At 62.0% G+C, this 20,276-nt stretch carries 14 protein-coding genes and 1 tRNA gene; 3 read left to right on the forward strand and 12 right to left on the reverse strand.

The window, feature by feature from the left end:
* Positions 1–331: 331 nt before the first annotated feature.
* The 4 genes from GBJ34_RS18420 to purF all read right to left on the reverse strand — a co-directional run bounded on the left by GBJ34_RS18420 (position 332) and on the right by purF (position 2,664).
* Positions 332–421, reverse strand: a tRNA-Ser gene (locus GBJ34_RS18420).
* 97 nt (positions 422–518) lie between these two features.
* Positions 519–740: an integrase core domain-containing protein gene (locus tag GBJ34_RS21270; RefSeq protein WP_226341269.1), complete on the reverse strand. Its 222-nt coding sequence runs from the start codon at positions 738–740 to the stop codon at positions 519–521.
* 3 nt (positions 741–743) lie between these two features.
* Positions 744–956, reverse strand: a complete 213-nt coding sequence (locus GBJ34_RS20925; protein ID WP_226341267.1) for a hypothetical protein — start codon at positions 954–956, stop codon at positions 744–746.
* Positions 957–1,146: 190 nt separating this feature from the next.
* Positions 1,147–2,664: an amidophosphoribosyltransferase gene (gene purF, locus GBJ34_RS18430; protein ID WP_151720667.1), complete on the reverse strand. Its 1,518-nt coding sequence runs from the start codon at positions 2,662–2,664 to the stop codon at positions 1,147–1,149.
* A gap of 129 nt (positions 2,665–2,793) precedes the next feature.
* Between purF and GBJ34_RS20930 the strand changes: the two genes are divergently transcribed.
* On the forward strand, positions 2,794–3,018 hold the full coding sequence (locus tag GBJ34_RS20930; protein ID WP_226341270.1) for a transposase domain-containing protein: 225 nt from the start codon (positions 2,794–2,796) through the stop codon (positions 3,016–3,018).
* Between the two features lie 186 nt (positions 3,019–3,204).
* On the opposite strand, the gene GBJ34_RS18440 is transcribed toward GBJ34_RS20930, so the two are convergent.
* The 7 genes from GBJ34_RS18440 to GBJ34_RS18470 form a co-directional block, all read right to left on the reverse strand.
* A complete protein-coding gene (locus tag GBJ34_RS18440) occupies positions 3,205–4,281 on the reverse strand; it encodes a glycosyltransferase family 61 protein (RefSeq protein WP_192931285.1) in 1,077 nt (358 codons plus the stop codon).
* Positions 4,282–4,357: 76 nt separating this feature from the next.
* Entirely contained in the window at positions 4,358–9,586 is a 5,229-nt protein-coding gene (locus GBJ34_RS18445; protein WP_151720669.1) for a glycosyltransferase, read from the reverse strand.
* A 352-nt stretch (positions 9,587–9,938) separates the two neighbouring features.
* Complete coding sequence (gene rfbA / locus GBJ34_RS18450) at positions 9,939–10,820, reverse strand: glucose-1-phosphate thymidylyltransferase RfbA (protein ID WP_151720670.1); 882 nt, start codon at positions 10,818–10,820, stop codon at positions 9,939–9,941.
* A gap of 1 nt (position 10,821) precedes the next feature.
* Entirely contained in the window at positions 10,822–11,670 is an 849-nt protein-coding gene (gene rfbD / locus GBJ34_RS18455; protein ID WP_151720671.1) for a dTDP-4-dehydrorhamnose reductase, read from the reverse strand.
* Positions 11,667–12,716 carry a dTDP-glucose 4,6-dehydratase gene (gene rfbB, locus GBJ34_RS18460; RefSeq protein WP_151720672.1) on the reverse strand — a complete coding sequence of 350 codons (1,050 nt, stop codon included), beginning with the start codon at positions 12,714–12,716 and terminating at the stop codon, positions 11,667–11,669. The genes rfbD and rfbB overlap by 4 nt, the downstream gene beginning before the upstream one ends.
* Positions 12,713–13,279, reverse strand: a complete 567-nt coding sequence (gene rfbC, locus GBJ34_RS18465) for a dTDP-4-dehydrorhamnose 3,5-epimerase (RefSeq protein ID WP_151720673.1) — start codon at positions 13,277–13,279, stop codon at positions 12,713–12,715. The genes rfbB and rfbC overlap by 4 nt, the downstream gene beginning before the upstream one ends.
* A gap of 165 nt (positions 13,280–13,444) precedes the next feature.
* Positions 13,445–14,944 carry a calcium-binding protein gene (locus GBJ34_RS18470; protein ID WP_151720674.1) on the reverse strand — a complete coding sequence of 500 codons (1,500 nt, stop codon included), beginning with the start codon at positions 14,942–14,944 and terminating at the stop codon, positions 13,445–13,447.
* Between the two features lie 437 nt (positions 14,945–15,381).
* Between GBJ34_RS18470 and cysD the strand changes: the two genes are divergently transcribed.
* Entirely contained in the window at positions 15,382–16,317 is a 936-nt protein-coding gene (gene cysD, locus GBJ34_RS18475) for a sulfate adenylyltransferase subunit CysD (protein ID WP_151720675.1), read from the forward strand.
* On the forward strand, positions 16,317–18,233 hold the full coding sequence (cysN, locus tag GBJ34_RS18480; RefSeq protein ID WP_151720676.1) for a sulfate adenylyltransferase subunit CysN: 1,917 nt from the start codon (positions 16,317–16,319) through the stop codon (positions 18,231–18,233). The genes cysD and cysN overlap by 1 nt, the downstream gene beginning before the upstream one ends.
* 104 nt (positions 18,234–18,337) lie before the next feature.
* On the opposite strand, the gene ilvD is transcribed toward cysN, so the two are convergent.
* Positions 18,338–20,176, reverse strand: coding sequence for a dihydroxy-acid dehydratase (gene ilvD, locus GBJ34_RS18485; RefSeq protein WP_151720677.1), 1,839 nt, complete (start codon positions 20,174–20,176; stop codon positions 18,338–18,340).
* Positions 20,177–20,276 lie beyond the last annotated feature (100 nt).

Below are 20,276 nucleotides of genomic sequence, written 5' to 3' on the forward strand. Positions count from 1 at the left end.
GCCGTGGTCTACTTCAACAGAATCGAAACCGACCGGCAGGCACAGGCTGTAGCTTAAATATCCCCGAAAACTGTCCAAGGAACGCGGAGTAGCTTACTTTTGTCACAAGTTAGGCGTTGCTCTTTCGGAGGGCGACTGTCGGCCCGGGTTGGGGGCAGGGTATCATCGACGAAATATCTGTTGTGCTGAGGGAATGTCCGAAAAACTGAGCGTTCCGCGTTATTCCCGCGAAATCGCCCCTGTTCCGCCCATCGATGCGGGAGCAGATGTGGGATTGAAATCCCGCCCTGTGGAAAAATTCTGGCAAAAACAATAAGTTGATGGCTAGATTTGGCGGAAGCGGTGGGATTCGAACCCACGGTGGAGTTTCCCCCACGCTGGTTTTCAAGACCAGAGCCTTAAACCACTCGGCCACACTTCCCGCATTGTCGACCTACAGATCTGCGGGCCAAGGCGCAAGAGGCTGTGCTTTGCCCCCCGATGCTCATCCTGTATCGACCCAGCGGAATCTGCACAGGTTAAGCCGCTAATGCGAATGCCTCAGCGGGGGTTTTCATGTCCAGCGCCTGATGCGGGCGGCGGTGGTTGTAGAAGCTGATCCAGTCGCCGATAGCGCGTGTCGCGTGTTGGATTCTATCGAAGCCTTGGCGATGGATGCATTGCTCCTTCAGCGTCCGGATCACACACTCGACCATGCCATTCTGCTGTGGGCAGTGTGGGGTGATGAACTCCTGCTTCAGCCCTTAGCTGCGAGCCAGTGCCGTGAACTTGCGGCTGGTGAAGACCGGGCCGTTGTCCGACCTCAGCAGGAACGCGTTGTTGACGCGGCCGAGGGTTCCGAACCGGCTGATCAGGGCATGCTCCAGCGCACTGGCTGCAGTCGTGGCCTTTCCCGATCGTGACAGATGCCAACCCAACAATTCGCGGGTGATGCCGTCGTCCATGGTCACACTCATCGCTACGTTCTCCCTTGTAGCATGAGCAGGTTTTCACTGGGTCAATACACGCCTTCAAAGGTATCACCCCAAGCGGCATAGCCCGCCACGTCAGCCTCGCCGCGGATTGTGACGCTTGCCATAGCCGGGTCGTGAGTGGCACCGAACAAGGTGCCTGCCGCGATTGCTCTGCCCCTGGTGGCCCCGGCCCTCAGCCCTCGTTGTGCAGTTCCAGGTTTTCGGCCTCGTTCTGGCGGCGGATCGCCTTGGCGTCATCCTTGCGCAGCATTTCCATGTAATCGAGATAGGCCTGATCGACGCCATCGGTCTTGTAGATGCCGTCAAAGACCGAGCAGTCGAATTGGGTGATCGCCGGGTTGTCGCTGCGCACCGCCTGGATCAGATCATCCAGGTCCTGGAAGATCAACGCATCGGCCCCGATCTCGACGCGGATCTGTTCCACATCGCGACCATGCGCGATCAGCTCATTGGCGCTTGGCATATCGATGCCATAGACATTGGGAAAGCGGACCTCGGGCGCGGCCGAGGCCAGATAGACCTTCTTGGCACCCGCATCGCGGGCCATCTCGACGATCTGCTGCGAGGTGGTGCCGCGCACGATGGAATCATCGACCAGCAGCACATTCTTGCCGGCAAATTCGATGCGGTTCGCGTTCAGCTTGCGCCGGACGGACGCCTTGCGCACGGTCTGGCCCGGCATGATGAAGGTCCGGCCGACATAGCGGTTCTTCACGAAACCCTGACGATAGGGTTTGCCGATGATCTGCGCGATTTCCAGCGCCACATCGCAGGAGGTTTCCGGGATCGGGATGACCGCGTCGATCTCCAGATGCTGCCAGGCCTCGGCGATACGCTTGCCCAGCTTCTGGCCCATGCGCATCCGGGCACTGTAGACCGAAACCCCGTCCAGCCGGGAATCGGGGCGGGCAAAATAGACGAATTCGAAGATACAGGGCGAAAGCTGCGGTGCCTCGGCGCATTGCCGGGTGAACAGCGCGCCCTCGGTGGTGGCATAGATCGCCTCGCCCGGGGCGACATCGCGCAGGAAGTCAAAGCCCAGCGTATCCAGCGCCACGCTTTCGGACGCCACCATATATTCCACCCGGCCATCCTCCAGCACGCGCTGGCCGATCACCAGCGGTCGGATGCCATGGGGGTCGCGGAAGGCAAACAGCCCATGGTCGATGATCATGCCGACACAGGCATAGGCGCCGCTGATGGTGCGATGGGTGGCCTCGACCGCCGCAAAGATATCATCGGGGGTCAGCGGATATTGCGGGGCGCGGTCCAGCTCGCTGGCAAAGACATTCAGCAGCACCTCCGAATCCGAGGTGGTGTTCACATGGCGGCGTCCGCGCTCAAACAGGCCTTTGCGCAGCGCCTGCACATTGGTCAGATTGCCGTTATGCGCCAGGGTGATGCCGAAGGGCGAATTGACATAAAAGGGCTGCGCCTCGGAGGCGCTGGAGCTGCCCGCGGTGGGGTAGCGCGTGTGGCCGATGCCGATATTGCCCTGCAGGCGCTGCATATGCCGGGTGTCAAACACATCGCGCACCAGCCCATTGGCCTTGCGCAGACGGAAATGGTTCATCGGGTCGATGGTGACGATGCCGGCGGCGTCCTGGCCGCGATGCTGCAACACCGTCAAGGCATCATAGATCGACTGGTTGACGGGGCTTGCGCCAACGATACCGACGATACCACACATGATGTTTTCCTTTATCCGCGTTAAGGCCGTGCAAGGACCCACGATGCCCCGGCGCGCGCGCATCTGCTCTGGCCAGGGGGATTCGGGCTTTGCGCGCGCAAGGCCCCATCGCATCAGGGTCAGATCGGCATCCGGAATCGCGCCAGAGCGGTATCATGCAAATGCGCCGAGGGTAAGCACCGCAAGCGGAACAATCCGCGCCCGCAAACCCGGCGCGGTTCACAAAACACGAGTAGCCTTGGCCTCGAGAGCCCCCTAGCCTATCTCAAGGCGACCCTCGAAGCCCTCGCCGACGGTCATCCGCAAATCCGTCTCGACGAACTCCTGCCGTGGAGCTTCAGTCCGTCAAGCTGAATAAGTGTGGTCCGCTGGAACCGCTTACATTGATACAGTCATGATGCAAGGCACACCGCACCGATGATTTCAGGCGGTGTGCTGTTTCGTCAGGGCATACGCGCTGCGGTCGGGGATCTGGCAGAGGCCGCAAGGTATCCTAGCTGCCAGCGGCTCCCTCGATCCAGGTGTGATCGAAGGGCGACATCACGGATTGATGCACCTCTCTCTCAACCATCGATCAAGAGCATTAATGTCAACTGTGAAATCTGAATGGCTTAAAAGATGTGGATCAGATGCAGGGCCAAAAATAAATGAAAACTCCTGACCAACTATATTTGCCAAGTCCCAAAAGAAAAACTCCGGCGCAGAATCTGGATTAAAAGAAAGCACCTTGCAGCTCGACGGCGCGAAGAGAATGTTCGTCATTGCGGCACCCGAAACCCCAATGACAACTTGAGCCGATGAAAAAATTTGGGCTTGCTGCTCTATGGGAAAAGCTTCCGGGGAAACAATCTCAAATCCAAACTCTGCAAGTTTCGACAGAACATCGGCCTCGTTCAACAGCCTGCGGCGCATGCTGTTGTCCCGCGAAACATATAGTCTCCTGTGTCCACCTGTCTCCACATGAGACAAGGCCTCCCTTCGGAATTCGCTCACCCCCAGCGGGTCATGCGTATGGCTGTGAATGGAATTCACAGTCATGAAGGCCACATCGCTCAGCAAAGTATGTTCATTCTCTGCCCAAATGATCCGGTCCTTGTCTATCCCCATCCATTCCAGCGTCGTCTGACGCAGGTTCCGCATGCTCAAAGGGCGGCTCGGAACGATGACTTTCCACTGTTCCAGTGGGAAAGCGCGCCTGAAATGTGGAATTCGTGTGCAAATTTCCACCAACCAGTGTCCAAAATTGGAATCTCCATGTTTACGTAACAAAACCGCGAAATCTTCCACGACCTGCACCGCAGGCTCTGTAATTTCAATGGGCTTGCCATTCGGGAGGGTATCTGCAATCTGGATACCGGATTCCGTCACAAGAAATCCATTTCCAACCATACTGGCATTCCTGGCGCGGTAGATTTCGCCCTTTGGCAGGGTAGCGACATCCCGCCCCAAGGTTTTCTCAAGCAGTGAGCGCCATTTTCCCGGCGGAACATCCTCAAGATTGCAAAATGCAGGAGGAAAGCTCTGGTAGGAATCCGGCGATTCAGTATCTGAAATATACTCAATATCCCCCACCAGATCCTTGGCGGATTTTATATTATCCATGGATGTATCGTTCATAGCGTCACACATTCATTCCACTTAAAACCAGCTACATGACTATTAAAGCTGATTTTTATTTCCAATCCGTCTTCAGTTAGTTAATGTCCGCCCGCATCGCGACCAGCATCGCGTCAAAGGCAGGCAGGGTTTCTGCCAGCATCCCCGTCTCGCGCAGCCGCTGGCGGCAGGCCTCATCGACCGTATCCTTGCGGGGGGATGCCTTCAGCGCATTGCTCAGGGCACGGTCCCAGGCTTTTTCGGTATTCTCGACCAGCGTCACATGCGGATCATCCGCCACCACCGCCGCGCGATAAACCGGCACATCCGAGGCAAGGACCGGCAGCCCCATTCCGGCATAATGCAGCAGTTTCAGCGGTGTGCTCGTGGCGTTGAACGGCGTGTCGAGCAGCGGGGCCAGACCGAAGTCGAACCGGGGCGCCTGTTGCAGCAGCCAGGGCACGAGCTGCCCGTAATCCCGCGCCTCCGGCGGAACCTCGACCAGTTCCAGCCAGTCTTCGCGGCCCTCGAGAATCTCCGGAGCGGCCGGCACGCCGATCAGCGTGCATTGCAGCCGCTCCGCCCTTGCATGGACCGCATCCAGCACCGGCAGGATCATCGCCAGATCCTCGTCCTGCTGACCAGTCCCGATATAGACCGCCCGCACGCCCTTTTCGTCATTGCGCCGTGTGGCGGGCAGCCGGGTCCAGAGTCGGTCGCTGAGCCGGCTCGGCACAACTTCGACCTGGCCTGCAAAGGGCAGCATGGCCTCGCGCAGGGCCTCGGTCGAGGTGGTCACGCGCCGGGCCTCCGCCAGCAAGGCGCGCAGGGCAGGCGCATAATCGGCATAGATGCCGGTGGGGTCCTTGTCTTCGGGGAGGTTCAACAGATCCTCATCGATATCCAGGACGTAAGGCACGGCCTTCTCACGCATGGCCTCCAGCGCCGGTTCCACCAGCGGGCGCGGCAAGGCCGTGCGCTGCACGATCGCGGCATCGACCATGCCCAGCCGCACGGCCGGGACAAAGGCCTCGGGCGTCATGCGGATGAAGGTGACATCCCGGTTGATGCTGTTGCGGCACCGTTCCCAGACCCGTACCGCCGTCGCGGCATTGGCCCGGCGCAGCGTGGGCTCGGCCGGGCACACGACGGCGACACGCGCGCGGGTGCCGCTGCCCGGAACACGCGCGACATCGCGCAGCAGGTCCCGATAGATCGCCAGATAGCTGGCCGCCATCATGCGCGTGCCATTGGCCGCGCCATAGCCGGATTGCCACTCGGACAAGGCCATGACTTTTGCCGCCTGCTCGCGCGGGTCGCACAGCTTGCGCAGCAGCTGCTCGTAAAGCGCCGGGATATCGCTGTGATCCATCACCCAGCCCGCGCCGCTGTTGCGCACCCGGGTTGCCACATTGGGCATGTCGAACACGACCACCGGCAGGCCCACGGACCAAAGCTCGGTCAAGGTATGGCAATAGGTCTCGTCCCAGATCGAGAAGATCGCGCCCGCATGCACATTCAGTGCCGCGACACGGCTTGCGAACTCGTCGCGCTTGTATTGGCCATGCAACACAAGGCGGGGATGTCCGCGATGGCGGCGCAAGTCGATATTGCCCAGCACATGAAATTCAAGCCGGCCAGCGCGATCATGCTCCAGAAGGTCGAAGACAACATGCAACCCCTTCGCCTCGTTGATATTCCCGGGCAGCAGGATCCGGAGCGGCTCGTCATAGCGCAGATATGGTGTCCGAAGCCGCGAGAACTCGGCAAAGTCGCGGCCATGCGGAATCACGATGAACCGTTCCGCCGGCAGGTTTGGCAGATGGCGCAGGATCAGCTCGCGCGCACTGTCCGAGGTGGTGATGAAGGCATCGCATTGCAGCAGCGCCTCTTCATTGCGCTTGCGCCAGAATTCCAGCCAGGGGCCGGTCGGATCAGGCTGCGTCCCGCGCGGCCAGAGGCTTTCCCGCTTCTCGCGGCCCTCCGGGCCAAAGCTGTCGCCCAAGAACACACCGTCATCGTCGATCATCTTGATCGTCGGCGACAGCATGTAGAAATCGTGGAACGAGAACACCGTCCGCATATGCAGCCGCCTGGCGATGGCCGGCAGGCGCAGGCTGTGCCAGGCAAGGTGGCGGATATGGATCAGATCAAAATCATAGGCGATCAGCCAGCCCTGAACCACGCGCTCATATTCGAAAGAGTGGTGGGTCAGCGGATCAACCGGCTCTTCCAGCGTGTGCTGTGCCACAACGGCAATGCTGTCGCCATCCAGACGGCACAGTTCCAGCATCCGGCTGTCACAGCGCAGGGTCCAGCCCTCGATATCGCCATCAAAGGCGCGCATCAGGTCGGCATTGGTTTGCGGCGTGCCCCCGGTCTGGGTGGCAATGACGAACAGCACCCGCGTGGCCGGTGCCTTGCCCGACATCAGATCATGCGAGGCGCGATACCCCGCCATCCGTGCCAGCGCGATCGTCGGGCTGTTGCCGAACACCGAGATCGCCTTCTGGTAATCCGGATAGCGCGCATCGATGATCGCCCGCCCCGCCGTGATCAGTTCGGCCTTGGAATCTCCGAAGCTTTTCGAACGGTCATGGAAAACATAGGTCCGGTCATCGATCACATGCTGCCAGCCCGCCCGGCCCGCCCGCATGCAGAAATCGTTCTCCTCCCCGTAACCTTTCGGGAAGGCAACGTGATCCAGCTGGCCGATCTCGGCGATACAGGCGCGCCGCACATACATGCAAAAGCCATTGCCGGTCGGCACGCGGGGATAAAGGCCAAGGCTGGCCCGGCGGAAGGCACGGGCAAAGGTCACCTCGTCCACGCCCGGAGGCAGCGGGTTTTCATTGCCCGCCTGCGGCGCCGAAAACGCCCCGGCCCGATCGGACATCGCCGTGGCGGTGGCGATCCTCTGGTCGCTATAGGCCGCGGTCCAGAGGCCCTCGATCCATTTCGGCGTCACCCGGGCATCCGAGTTCAGCATGATCACATCGGCCGCCCCGGTTTCCTTGATGCCGCGATTGATCGTGCCCGAGAAGCCAAGGTTTTTGGTATTCTTCAGGGCGCGCATCGAAGGATGGGCTTTGGTCGCGGCCTTGAGGATCCCCGCAATCCGCGGATCAGGGGAACAGTCATCAATAAAGAGGATATCAACCTCGGGCGGCGTGAACATGGCCAGGCGCTCGATGCAGATCTCCAGATCCTCGGCCGCATTGTAAACCGGCACAACCACCGCAATTTTTGCGCCCGCAGCCAGCTCGCTTGCGACAGGAATCCGGACAACCGGCTCTTCGCCCGTGACCGAGGCCACCGCCGTCTTGCCATCCGGGGTGCGCAGGGTGACCTCATGCTCTCCTGCCCCCAGGGCCGCCAGTGGCAGCTCGGTCTGGATCCCCCCGAAGCCACTGGACTTCCCCAGCCGGGCGAGGTCATCGCGCGACCGGTCATTCATCACGGTGCGCAGCAGGATGCCATTGATCAGCACCTCGACCGGGAAGATCCCTGCGGGCTTGTCAGTATTGATCGCCCACCCCCGCAGCACACCGTTGCGAATGGTTTCCAGTTTTACCTGGCAGTTCATCGGCTCGGGCGGCTCCACCACCGCGACGGCCTCGACAATCGGGAGGGATACCACTTGGGGCGGCTCCGGCATATGCCAGTATTTGAGGATCGCCCTGCCTGTCCGCGCATTGCGCAGCTCCACAGGCACCTTTTCTCCATCTTCCGGCGCAAAGTTCAGCGGCACGGTGAATCCATAGGCCCCGGTTCCGTATTCTGCCCGGCGCAAGTCTGCACGCAGCTCGCTGGCGCTGATGTCCTTGGCGACCAGCACGCCATTGACCGCGACATCAATCCGCAGCGGGGTATCGTCCTCGACTGTTTTGATCCAGCCGCTGAGCACACCATTCTCGCAGCGGTCGATGGTGCCGATATAGCCCGAGGCCAACCCCTCGCGCAGTTCCGTCTCAGGCAGGGCAAAGGATTGTGCCAGCAGCAGTTGCCCCCCCGGATAGTGCCGAAGTTCCACCGCCAGTTCCCGCATTTCGCTGGATTGCGCCACCATCTGCAGATCGAAAGGCACCACGAAAGCATAGCGCCCATGCCCGATGCCCGCGCTTTCCAGATCCTCGCGCAGCATCCCGGCAGGCGCGTTGCCCGCCACCAGCACACCATTGACAACAACATCGATCTGCAATGGGGTGTCGTCATCGACGGCTTTAATCCAGCCGCTGAACACGCCGTTCTCGCAACGGTCGATATTGCCGATATAGCCCATGACAGGGCCCTCCTGCAGCTCCGGCACCGCAACCGACTGCGCGAGCAGCAGCTGCCCCCCCGGATGACGCAGGATCTCCACCGCCAAATCCTGTTGCTCTCCCGATTGCACCGCCAGAGACCGGTCGAACGGGATCACAAAAGCATAGCAGCCATGCCCGATCCCGGCCGCCTGCAAGTCATCGCGCAGCCGCCCGGCCGAGGCATTGCCCGCAACCAGCACGCCGTTGACGACCACATCGATCTGCAACGGGGCATCCTCGTCAACAGCCTTGATCCAGCCGCTGAAGGCGCTGTTCTCGCAGCGGTCGATATTGCCGATATAGCCCGGGGCCAGCCCGTCCCGGCGTTCCGGCACCACAAAGGATTGCGACAGTAGCAGCTGCCCCTCCGGATGGTGGCGGATCTCCACCGCCAGTTCCCGGGTCTCGGCGGATTTCATCACCAGGGCCGCATCGAAGGGCACCACGAACGCATAGCATCCATGCCCGATCCCTGCGGATTTCAGGTCTTCGCGCAGCATTCCGGCCGAGGCATTGCCCGCCACCAGCACACCATTGACGACCACATCGATCTGCAGCGGGGCATCGTCATCGACCGCCTTGATCCAGCCGCTGAACACACCATTCGTGCAGCGATCGATGTGGCCGACATATCCGGAACTCGGCCCCTCCTGCGGCTCCGGTGCCTCCACCGCAAAGGATTGCGACAGCAGCACCTGCCCCCCCGGATGGTGCAGGATCTCGACCGCCAGCTCCCGCGGCCGCTCGGGCTGCGCCACCAGGGACAGATCGAAAGGAACCACGAAGGCATGGCGCTCCTGCTCGGATGCGCCGGCCGCCTGCGGGCCATCGCGCAGCATCCCGACCGCGGCATTGCCCGCCACCAGCACGCCATTGACAACAACATCGATGCGCAGCGGGGCGTCGTCATCGACCGCCTTGATCCAGCCCCGGATCTCGCCAGCTTTGACCTGATCGACATGGCCACTGAATGCCACGCCTTGCGCGGGCACAGATTTCGAGAGTGAGCTTTTGGGGGTCATGGGACGTACGCCAATTTATCTTGCAAGATGATCGCTTTAGCAGCAGGTCACCTGCCGCACGAAGAGGCCGGGAGCTCCAGCCGGAAACCCCCTGAAATCGAACAATGATACGAGCTACGATCTACCATGTGCCATTTTGCGGCACGCAGCAGGGAATGGATTGAACCTGTAAAACCGGCGGAAGAACGCGAACGTTACCTCGGGAAGCAAAAAGACATCCCGCCAGCGACAACCAAGATCACCACATAACCCCCCTGTATGCCGGGCCCGGGGCGCATTGCCGCCCCGCAAGCCCCGGCCAGGGGCTACTTTTGTCCGAACCGGCCAGAAACCGGGCTCCCAGAAACCGGGCTCAATGCGTGCCCTCTTGCGCCAGCCGTGCCAGATAGGCGCCGTACTCGCTTTTGCCAAAGCGTTTGGCGTGAACCGCCAGCTGGTCACGGTCGATCCAGCCGGCATGGAAGGCAATCTCTTCGGGGCAACCCGATTGCATGCCCTGCCGCAGCGACAGGGTGCGCACGAAGTTCCCGGCATCCAGCAGCGAGCCATGGGTGCCAGTATCGAGCCAGGCGAAACCACGGCCCATGGTCTCCACCGACAGGGCGCCCTCGTGCAGATAGGTCTCCAGCAGGTCGGTGACCTCCAGCTCGCCCCGTGGCGAGGGCTGCACCTGCTTGGCGCGTTCGGTGGCGGTGCCGTCCAGGAAATAGAGGCCGGTGACGGCATAGTTCGACGGCGGCTCGGGCGGTTTCTCGATGATGCGGGTGGCTTTGCCCTCGGTATCGAAGGCGACCACGCCATAGCGCTCCGGGTCTGACACATGATAGCCAAAGACCGTGCCGCCGGTCGGGCGGGCATCGGCTGCGCGCAGCATCTCGGGCAGGCCATGGCCGAAGAAGATATTGTCGCCCAGCACCATAGCAGAAGGCGCGCCCGCCAGGAAATCCTCGGCCAGCAGATAGGCCTGGGCCAGCCCATCGGGCGAGGGCTGCACGATCCAGGTGAAGCTGAGGCCCCATTGGCTGCCATCGCCCAAGAGGCGCTGGAACTGCGCCTGGTCGTCGGGCGTGGTGATGATCGCGATCTCGCGGATCCCGGTCAGCATCAGGACCGAGAGCGGATAATAGATCATCGGCTTGTCATAGATCGGCATCAGCTGCTTCGAGACGCCGATGGTGATCGGGTAAAGCCGTGTGCCGGATCCGCCGGCCAGAATGATCCCCTTGCGCTGCATCTCAGCCACCCTTCAATTCGGTGATGATGGTGGCCAGAGCGGCCTGCCAGTCCGGTTGATTAATGCCGAATTCCGCCGCCAGTGCGGAGCAATCAAGGCGGGAATTCAGCGGGCGCTGCGCCGGGGTCGGATAGGCGGCGGTCGGGATGTCCTCGACCACGGTGGCAAGCCCCGCCTGCGCAAAGATCGCCCGGGCAAAGCCTGCCCAGCTGGTGTCAGGGCTGCCCGCGAAATGATGGATGCCACCCTTGGCGCCATCCCGCAGCGCGCCCGCGATCTGCAGGCAGGCCGCCGCAATCGCAGGCGCCGGGGTCGGGCCACCGATCTGGTCGGCCACCACGCGCAGGGCAGGGCGGTCCGCCCCAAGTCGCAGCATGGTTTTCACGAAATTCGCGCCATGCGCCGAGAACACCCAGGAGGTGCGCAAGATCACATGCGGGCCGCCTGCGGCCTGCACCGCCCGCTCGCCCGCCAGCTTGGTGCGGCCATAGGCACCCAGGGGCGCGGTCGGGTCTTCGGGGCGAAAGCGCCCGGTCCCCGCGCCGTCAAAGACATAATCGGTGGAGATATGCACCAGGGCCACATCCAGCGCGGCGCAGGCCTGCGCCATGGCGCCGGGGGCATCGCCGTTCACCACCAGAGCTGCCGCCTCTTCGCTTTCTGCCTTGTCCACGGCAGTCCAGGCGGCGGCATTGATCACCGCATCCGGGCGATGGGCGTGGATTGCAACCGCGCAAGCCGCCGGATCCATGAGATCGGCCTCATCGCGACCGAGATAGATCGCCTCGGGGGCCAGGCGCTGCAAATCGCGCGCAACCTGGCCGGTTTTTCCGAATACCAGCAGCTTCATGCCTTGGTGCCCAGCCGTTGGCCGACGCCCTGACGGGCCTGCAAGGGGGCCCACCAGGCCTCATTGGCCAGATACCAGGCGACGGTGCGCTCCAGCCCTTCCTCGACGGTGACCGAGGGTTTCCAGCCAAGCTCGGCGCGGATCCGGCCCGGGTCGATGGCATAGCGCGCATCATGGCCCGGACGGTCGGTCACGAAGGTGATCTGATCCGCGTAGGAACCGGCAGGTTTCGGGGCCAGCCGATCCAGGATGGCGCATAGCGTCTGCACCAGTTCCAGATTGGTGCGCTCATTCTCGCCGCCGATATTGTAGCTGCGCCCGACCGTGCCCTTTTCCAGCACCAAGAGCAGCGCATCGGCGTGATCTTCCACGAACAGCCAGTCCCGAATGTTCGAGCCATCGCCATAGATCGGCAGCGGCTTCCCGGCCAGCGCGTTCAGGATCACCACCGGGATCAGCTTTTCCGGGAAGTGGAAGGGGCCGTAATTGTTGGAGCAATTGGTCAGCACCACCGGCAGGCCATAGGTCTCGTGCCAGGCCCGCACCAGATGGTCCGATGCGGCTTTGGAGGCCGAATAGGGGCTGCGCGGATCATAGGGCGTATCTTCGGTGAACTTCACCGACTTGTCGGCGGGCAGCGAGCCGAACACCTCGTCGGTCGAGATGTGATGGAAGCGGAAGCCCTCGGGGCGGCCCTTGCTTTGCCAATAGGCGCGGGCGGCCTCCAGCATGTTATAGGTGCCGGTCACATTGGTTTCGATGAAGGCACCCGGCCCGTCGATCGAGCGGTCGACATGGGATTCAGCCGCCAGATGCATGACCAGGTCGGGCTGATGCGCCGCAAACACCCGGTCCAGGCCCGCGCGGTCGCGAATATCGGCCTGTTCAAAGGCATAAAGCGGGCTGTCGGCCACGCCCGCCACATTGTCCAGACAGGCCGCATAGGTCAGCGCATCGAGGTTCACCACCTGATGGCCACGCGAAACCGCCTGACGCACCACGGCCGAGCCGATGAAACCGGCGCCGCCGGTCACCAGGATTTTCATGCTGCACCCTCCCAGGTGAAGGGGCTGTCGAAATCGGCCAGAAGCGGTGCCTTCGCATCCTTGTCGGAAATGCCCGAAGCCTCGGAGATACCCCAATCCACCGCGATATCGGGGTCATTCCAGCGAAGACCGCCATCGCATTCGGGCGCGTAGTAATCCGAGCATTTATAGACGATCTCGGTATCAGGTTCGCGGGTCACGAAGCCATGGCCAAAGCCCGCCGGGATATAAAGCTGCAAACCGTTTTCGGCCGACAGCTCCACCCCGGCCCATTTGCCATAGGTCGGGCTGCCGCGCCGCAGATCCACCGCGACATCGAAAAGACGCCCGCGCCCGCAACGCACCAGCTTGGCCTGGGCATGGGGGGGCGACTGGAAGTGCAAGCCGCGCACCGTGCCGGGCTTCACCGACAGCGAATGATTGTCCTGCACGAAATCGGTGGTGATGCCGGCATCGGCCAGAATACGGCGCGACCAGGTTTCGGCGAAGAAACCCCGATCATCGCCGAAGCGACGTGGCGTAATCAGGAAAAGTCCTGAAATTTCAAGTTTTTCTATCTTCAAGATGCCGCTCCGTCATCTGCCAGATTTTCGTATCAAGAAATATTCATCAAATCCATGACAGCTGACGACAGCGCCTGCAAATTCCGGCCCGCTCATGGATTTGCACTAAAAATATTACATAAGATTGATTATCAGGCAGATTTGGAATCTGCTCATCCCCGCCTCTTACAGGTCAAAATCCCTCACCTGCAAGCTGGAAATATTGGGGATCGCCACCGAAAATTCGGCGCGCCGGTCGCCATCGATATCCCCGCTCAGCACGCCATTGGCAAAGCGCAACTCGCCCGCCTTGCCGGAAAACCCGGCCGTCTTGATGAATTTGAACGCCTGATCGCCCGCGCGTTGTGTATTGGCATCAATCGCCGTCAGATCGATGATGTCACCATCCTCGCGCGCGAAATCGACGATACGATCGCGCTTGCCGCGGACCGGCGTGTCCAGAACCGACAGGAACACGAAACGGTCCGCCCCCGGCCCTCCCAACAACTGATCGGCCCCGCGATCCCCGATCAGCGTATCGTTCCCCGACCCGCCATAGAGCGTGTCACGGTCATTGCCGCCATAGAGCCGGTCCTGCCCGGCGCCACCATAAAGACGGTCATTGCCCGCGTCGCCCATCAGAACATCATCCTGCACACCGCCAAACAGCCGCTCGGCCCCCTTGCCGCCATAGAGACTGTCTTGCCCGCTTTGCCCTTCCAGAAGGCTGGCCCCGCTGCCGCCGAACAGCACATCATGGCCCGCGCCCCCGGTCAGCGTATCGCGCCCCGATCCGGCCGAGAGCGTATCATCCCCCTGTCCGCCGAGCAGCCGGTCATTCCCCGCCCCGCCATAGAGCCGGTCATTGCCCAGATTGCCATAAAGCCGGTCATTGCCCTCATTGCCGAACAGGCTGTCATCGCCCATATCGCCTTGCAATGTGTCGCGCCCCAGACCGCCCCACAGGGTATCGGCCTCGTCACCACTCATGCCGCCATAGATCTTGTCATTGCCCCGGCCGCCATAGATGAGATCGGCGCCAAAATCGCCGTAAGCCGTGTTGTTCCCGCTCCAGAGCGAGATCGTGTCATTGCCGAAACCGCCATAGACCTCGTCATTGCCGTTCAGGGCTGAGATATTGTCATCGCCGCTCAGCCCGAAGATCGCGTCATCGCCATCGGTGCCCTGCAGGTTGGGGTCACTGAAAGGCGAGCCGGTGATACGGTTCAGATCGCCATCGCCCGGATCTGGATCGCCCGGATCGACCGGAGGCGTCACCGGCGGATCGGGATCGACGGGCGGCGGGGTGACCGGCCCCACCGTGATGCGCTGCGCGAAACTGGACGCATCGCTCAGGCTGAAGCCGTTGTTATTGGCAGCCCCCGTATACATCGCAGCGACCAGCGTGATATAATATTGCCCATTGGGCAGCGTATATTGATCCGAGAAGCGGATATCGTAGAAGGCTTGCCCCGATGACAGCCGCCCCCCATTGGAGGTCGGGACATAATCGGCGATGCGATAGCCGCTGATCGAGCCGCCGCTATAGGGCGTGGTCGTGGCCCATAGCTCCAGCCGGACCGTGCCGGAAATGCCAGAGCCGGTATAGGTGACGCGGGCCACCTCAACCGTGGCCACCCCGCCCTGCAGGCGGTAAGTGGAGGTTCCGCTGATCGAAAGGCTCATGATCCGGGCTCCTGCACGAAGGATGATGGGACAAACATATTGCGGTCGCAACGGGCGTTCTGGAATGGAGAAAGCCTAGGGCAATCCTGTCTGCCCTGGCAAGCCGCAGCGGCCATTCGCCTGCGGGAAACGGGAAATCATCCCGTATCGCAGGCTGTTTGCCCCGATCATATGCCCCGATCCTGTGCCCGATCGCCCGCAGGATGCGCGGCCCGCCACCCGGTTTTCTGCGCCCCAGAAAAGAACCCGGTTCCATGGATCGCCGCCCGGACGGGACAGTGTTTCGGCGCAACCCGGCCGCTGCCCCGGGCCAAAGGCCCAAAACGCAGCGGATGAGAGGCATTTTCCACGCAAATGAGAGCAAATCCTTGCTGTTCCCCTTGGAGCAAGGCGAAAAATTTGCGACATGCGGCCAACATGTTTCAAAGGGTTTCCACATGACGACGAGCACGGTCGATACCCAGGGGGTCAGCCAAGCCACACTGACCCATCTGCAGCGGCTGGAGGCCGAGAGCATCCACATCATGCGCGAAGTGGTGGCCAATGCCGAAAACCCGGTCATGCTCTATTCGGTGGGCAAGGATTCGGCGGTGATGCTGCATCTGGCGAAGAAGGCCTTCTATCCGGCCCCGCCGCCCTTCCCGCTGCTTCATGTCGACACGACCTGGAAGTTCAAGGCGATGTATGCGCTGCGCGACAAGGCGGCCAAGGATGCGGGCATGGATCTGCTGGTCCATCACAACCCCGAAGCGGTGGAAAAGGGCATCAACCCCTTCGACCACGGGTCCTTGCATACCGATATGTGGAAGACCGAAGGTCTGAAACAGGCGCTGAGCAAATATGATTTCGACGTGGCCTTTGGCGGCGCGCGGCGCGACGAGGAAAAATCCCGCGCCAAGGAACGGGTCTTCTCCTTCCGCTCGGCCAATCATCGCTGGGATCCGAAGAACCAGCGGCCGGAACTCTGGAAGCTTTACAATACCCGCAAGGCCAAGGGCGAAAGCATCCGGGTCTTCCCGATCTCCAACTGGACCGAGCTGGACATCTGGCAATATATCCATCTTGAGGGCATCGAGATCGTGCCGCTTTACTTCAGCGAAAAGCGCCCGACGGTGATCCGCAACGGGCTGATGCTGATGGTCGATGATGAACGTTTCCCGCTGGAAGCCGGCGAGACCCCGGTCATGCGTTCGATCCGCTTCCGGACGCTCGGTTGCTACCCGTTGACCGGCGCGGTGGAGAGCGAGGCCCGCACCCTGCCGGAAGTCATTCAGGAAATGCTGCTGACCACCACCTCGGAACGGCAGGGCCGCGCCATCGACCATGATCAGTCGGCCTCGATGGAGAAGAAGAAGCAGGAGGGGTATTTCTGATGACCGAGATGCCGCAAGACCCGATCTACGTCACCGATGCGCTGATCGCCGAGGATATCGACGCCTATCTGGTGAAGCACCAGCACAAGACCATGCTGCGCTTCATCACCTGCGGCTCGGTCGATGATGGCAAATCCACCCTGATCGGGCGGCTGCTTTACGACACCAAGATGATCTTCGAGGATCAGCTGGCAAGTCTGGAGCGCGACAGCAAGGCGGTCGGCACCCAGGGCGGCGATATCGATTTCGCCCTTCTGGTCGATGGCCTGGCGGCCGAACGCGAACAGGGCATCACCATCGATGTGGCCTATCGCTTTTTTGCCACCGACAAGCGCAAGTTCATCGTGGCCGATACCCCCGGCCATGAGCAATATACCCGCAACATGGTCACCGGCGCCTCGACCGCCGATCTGGCGGTGATCCTGATCGATGCCCGTCAGGGCGTGCTGACCCAGACGCGGCGGCATTCCTATCTGGTGAACCTTCTGGGCATCCGCAATGTGGTGCTGGCGATCAACAAGATGGATCTGGTCGGCTATAGCCAGGAACGCTTCTACGAGATCGTGAAGGAATATTCGCATTTCGCCCAGCAGATCGGCATGAAGACCTTCCTGCCAATCCCGATCTCGGGGCTGAAGGGCGAGAATATCGCGAGCAAAAGCGCCGCCATGCCCTGGTATCAGGGGCCGACATTGCTTCAGCATCTCGAAGAGGCGCCGGTCAATGACGCCCGGATGCAGGACCATGATTTCCGCATGGCCGTGCAATGGGTGAACCGCCCCAATCTCGATTTCCGCGGCTTTGCCGGCCAGATCGGTGCCGGGACCATCAGCCCCGGTGACGCGATCCGCGTGCTGCCCTCGGGGAAAACCACCACGGTCAAATCCATCGTGACCTTTGACGGCGATCTGGACCGCGCGATTGCCGGGCAATCGATCACCCTGACCTTTGCCGACGAGATCGACTGCTCGCGCGGCGATGTCATCGTGAAGGCCGATGCGCCTTGCGAAGTGGCCGACCAGTTCGAGGCGACGCTCGTGTGGATGGACGAGGCGGCGATGCTGCCCGGGCGCCCCTATCTGTTGAAGATCGGGACCCAGACCGTGACCGCCACGGTGACCGAGCCGAAATACGAGGTGAACGTCAACACGCTGGAGCACAAGGCCTCCAAGACGCTGGCGCTGAATGCGATCGGCGTGGTGAATATCTCGACCGACCGCGCGATCCCGTTCGAGGCCTATGCGCAGAACCCCGATCTGGGCGGCTTCATCCTGATCGACCGCATGAGCAATGCGACCGTGGCCGCAGGCATGATCCATTTCGCGCTGCGCCGCAGCCAGAACATCCACTGGCAGGCGGTGGATATCGACCGCGACGCCCATGCCAGCCTGAAGACCCAGAAACCCGCCGTGGTCTGGTTCACCGGCCTGTCGGGCTCGGGCAAATCGACCATCGCCAATATCGTCGAGAAGAAGCTGCACGCCCTTGGCAAGCACACCTTCCTTCTGGATGGCGACAATGTGCGCCACGGCTTGAACCGCGATCTGGGCTTCACCGATGCCGACCGGGTGGAAAACATCCGCCGCGTCGGCGAAGTGGCCCGGCTGATGACCGATGCGGGCCTGATCGTGCTGACCGCCTTCATCTCGCCCTTCCGGGCCGAGCGGCAGATGGTGCGTGATCTGATGGCCTCGGGCGAGTTCATCGAGGTTTTCGTGAACACGCCGCTGGAAGTGGCCGAAGAACGCGATGTGAAGGGCCTGTACAAGAAGGCCCGCTCTGGCCAGCTGAAGAACTTCACTGGCATCGACAGCCCCTATGAGGCGCCGCAAGCCCCCGAGATCACGGTGAACACCGTCGATCTGACCGCGGAAGAGGCGGCCGAACGGATCGTGGCGGCGCTGCTGGCGCGCTGATCCGGGGATCACTCCAAATGCAAAAGGCCGGGCGCTCTGCCCGGCCTTTTGCATTCCCGTCTCTGGCCCGCCCGACGGGGCAGGCCGAAGGCCTTGCCCAGACCTTACTCCGGCAGAACGCGGATCGCGCCCTTGTCAGCCGAGGAGGCAAACTGCGCATAGACCTTCAGCGCGGTGGAGATCTGGCGCTTGCGCGGCTGCGCCGGTTTCCAGCCCTTGGCGTCCTGCTCAATGCGGCGCTGCGCCAGTTCCGCCTCCGGCACCGCCAGATGGATCGTGCGGTTCGGGATGTCGATCTCGATCACGTCGCCATCCTGCACCAGACCGATCAGACCGCCCGCCGCCGCCTCGGGCGAGGCATGGCCGATGGAGAGGCCCGAGGTGCCGCCCGAGAAGCGGCCATCGGTGATCAGCGCGCAGGCTTTGCCCAGACCCTTCGATTTCAGATAGGAGGTCGGATACAGCATCTCCTGCATCCCGGGGCCGCCTTTCGGCCCCTCATAGCGGATCACCACCACATTGCCGGCCTCGACCCCACCATTCAGGATGCCGTAAACGGCGGCGTCCTGGCTTTCGAAGACCTTGGCGGTGCCGGTGAATTTCAGGATCGATTCATCGACGCCCGCAGTTTTCACGATGCAGCCATCGAGGGCAATATTGCCGGTCAGCACCGCCAGCCCGCCATCCTTGGAGAACGGCGTCTTGGCCGAGCGGATCACGCCCTTTTCGCGGTCGGTATCGAGATCGGGCCAGAGCGAGGACTGGCTGAAGGCCACCTGCGTCGGCACCCCGCCGGGGGCGGCCAGAAACAGCTGCCGCGCATCGGGGTTGTTCGATTTCGCGATATCCCATTGGTCGATCGCGGCCCCGATCGAGGGCGCATGGACAGTCGGGCAATTGCGGTCGATCAGACCGGCGCGGTCCAGCTCGCCCAGAATCGCCATGATGCCACCGGCGCGATGGACATCCTCCATATGCACATTGGCAGTATTGGGCGCGACTTTGCACAGGCAGGGCACCTTGCGCGACAACCGGTCGATATCCTCCATGGTGAAATCGACGCCGCCTTCCTGCGCGATGGCCAGCAGGTGCAGCACGGTATTGGTGGAACCGCCCATGGCGATATCCAGCGCCATCGCATTCTCATAGGCCGATTTGCCCGCGATCACCCGCGGCAGCACGGTGTCGTCATCCTGCTCATACCAGCGCCGGGCCAAATCGACCACGCGGCGCCCGGCCTCAAGGAACAGGCCCTTGCGGAAGGCGTGCGTCGCCAGAGTCGAGCCATTGCCCGGCAGCGACAGACCCAGGGCTTCGGACAGGCAGTTCATCGAATTGGCGGTGAACATCCCCGAGCAGGAGCCGCAGGTCGGGCAGGCGGCCTGTTCGATGGCCGACAGATCCGCATCCGAGATCGCGTCATTGGCCGCCGCCACCATGGCATCGACCAGATCGAGCTTGACCACGCGGCCGTCGCCCAGCGTGGCCTTGCCCGCCTCCATCGGTCCGCCCGAGACGAAGATCGCGGGGATGTTCAGCCGCATCGCCGCCATCAACATGCCGGGGGTGATCTTGTCGCAATTGGAGATGCAGACCATCGCATCGGCGCAATGGGCATTCACCATATATTCCACGCTGTCGGCGATCAGCTCGCGCGAGGGCAGCGAATACAGCATCCCGTCATGGCCCATGGCGATGCCGTCATCCACCGCGATGGTGTTGAATTCCTTGGCGATGCCGCCCGCCGCCTCGACCTCGCGCGCCACCATCTGGCCAAGATCTTTCAGATGGACATGCCCCGGCACGAATTGGGTGAAGCTGTTGACGATGGCGATGATCGGCTTGCCGAAATCGCTGTCTTTCACCCCGGTCGCACGCCAGAGGCCACGGGCCCCCGCCATATTGCGGCCATGGGTGGTGGTGCGGGAACGATATGCGGGCATGATCTTGGCTTTCCGGCTGGCTCAACGGGAGATGACTGCGCCTTCGGGCGGCAAAAATCAACCGCCCGCCCGCATTTTCAGGCAGGAAATGAACGCGGGC

Source organism: Gemmobacter serpentinus (genome assembly GCF_008973825.1).
Classification (GTDB): Bacteria; Pseudomonadota; Alphaproteobacteria; order Rhodobacterales; family Rhodobacteraceae; genus Gemmobacter; species Gemmobacter serpentinus.

What these genes read in the sequence shown, in the direction of transcription:
- GBJ34_RS20925 (WP_226341267.1), bottom strand. Translation starts at nt 956, where the DNA reads ATGAGTGTGACCATGGACGACGGCATCACCCGCGAATTGTTGGGTTGG.
- rfbD (WP_151720671.1), bottom strand. Translation starts at nt 11,670, where the DNA reads ATGAAGCTGCTGGTATTCGGAAAAACCGGCCAGGTTGCGCGCGATTTG.
- GBJ34_RS18445 (WP_151720669.1), bottom strand. Translation starts at nt 9,586, where the DNA reads ATGACCCCCAAAAGCTCACTCTCGAAATCTGTGCCCGCGCAAGGCGTG.
- cysN (WP_151720676.1), top strand. Translation starts at nt 16,317, where the DNA reads ATGACCGAGATGCCGCAAGACCCGATCTACGTCACCGATGCGCTGATC.
- rfbB (WP_151720672.1), bottom strand. Translation starts at nt 12,716, where the DNA reads ATGAAAATCCTGGTGACCGGCGGCGCCGGTTTCATCGGCTCGGCCGTG.
- rfbA (WP_151720670.1), bottom strand. Translation starts at nt 10,820, where the DNA reads ATGCAGCGCAAGGGGATCATTCTGGCCGGCGGATCCGGCACACGGCTT.
- ilvD (WP_151720677.1), bottom strand. Translation starts at nt 20,176, where the DNA reads ATGCCCGCATATCGTTCCCGCACCACCACCCATGGCCGCAATATGGCG.
- purF (WP_151720667.1), bottom strand. Translation starts at nt 2,664, where the DNA reads ATGTGTGGTATCGTCGGTATCGTTGGCGCAAGCCCCGTCAACCAGTCG.
- GBJ34_RS18470 (WP_151720674.1), bottom strand. Translation starts at nt 14,944, where the DNA reads ATGAGCCTTTCGATCAGCGGAACCTCCACTTACCGCCTGCAGGGCGGG.
- GBJ34_RS18440 (WP_192931285.1), bottom strand. Translation starts at nt 4,281, where the DNA reads ATGAACGATACATCCATGGATAATATAAAATCCGCCAAGGATCTGGTG.
- cysD (WP_151720675.1), top strand. Translation starts at nt 15,382, where the DNA reads ATGACGACGAGCACGGTCGATACCCAGGGGGTCAGCCAAGCCACACTG.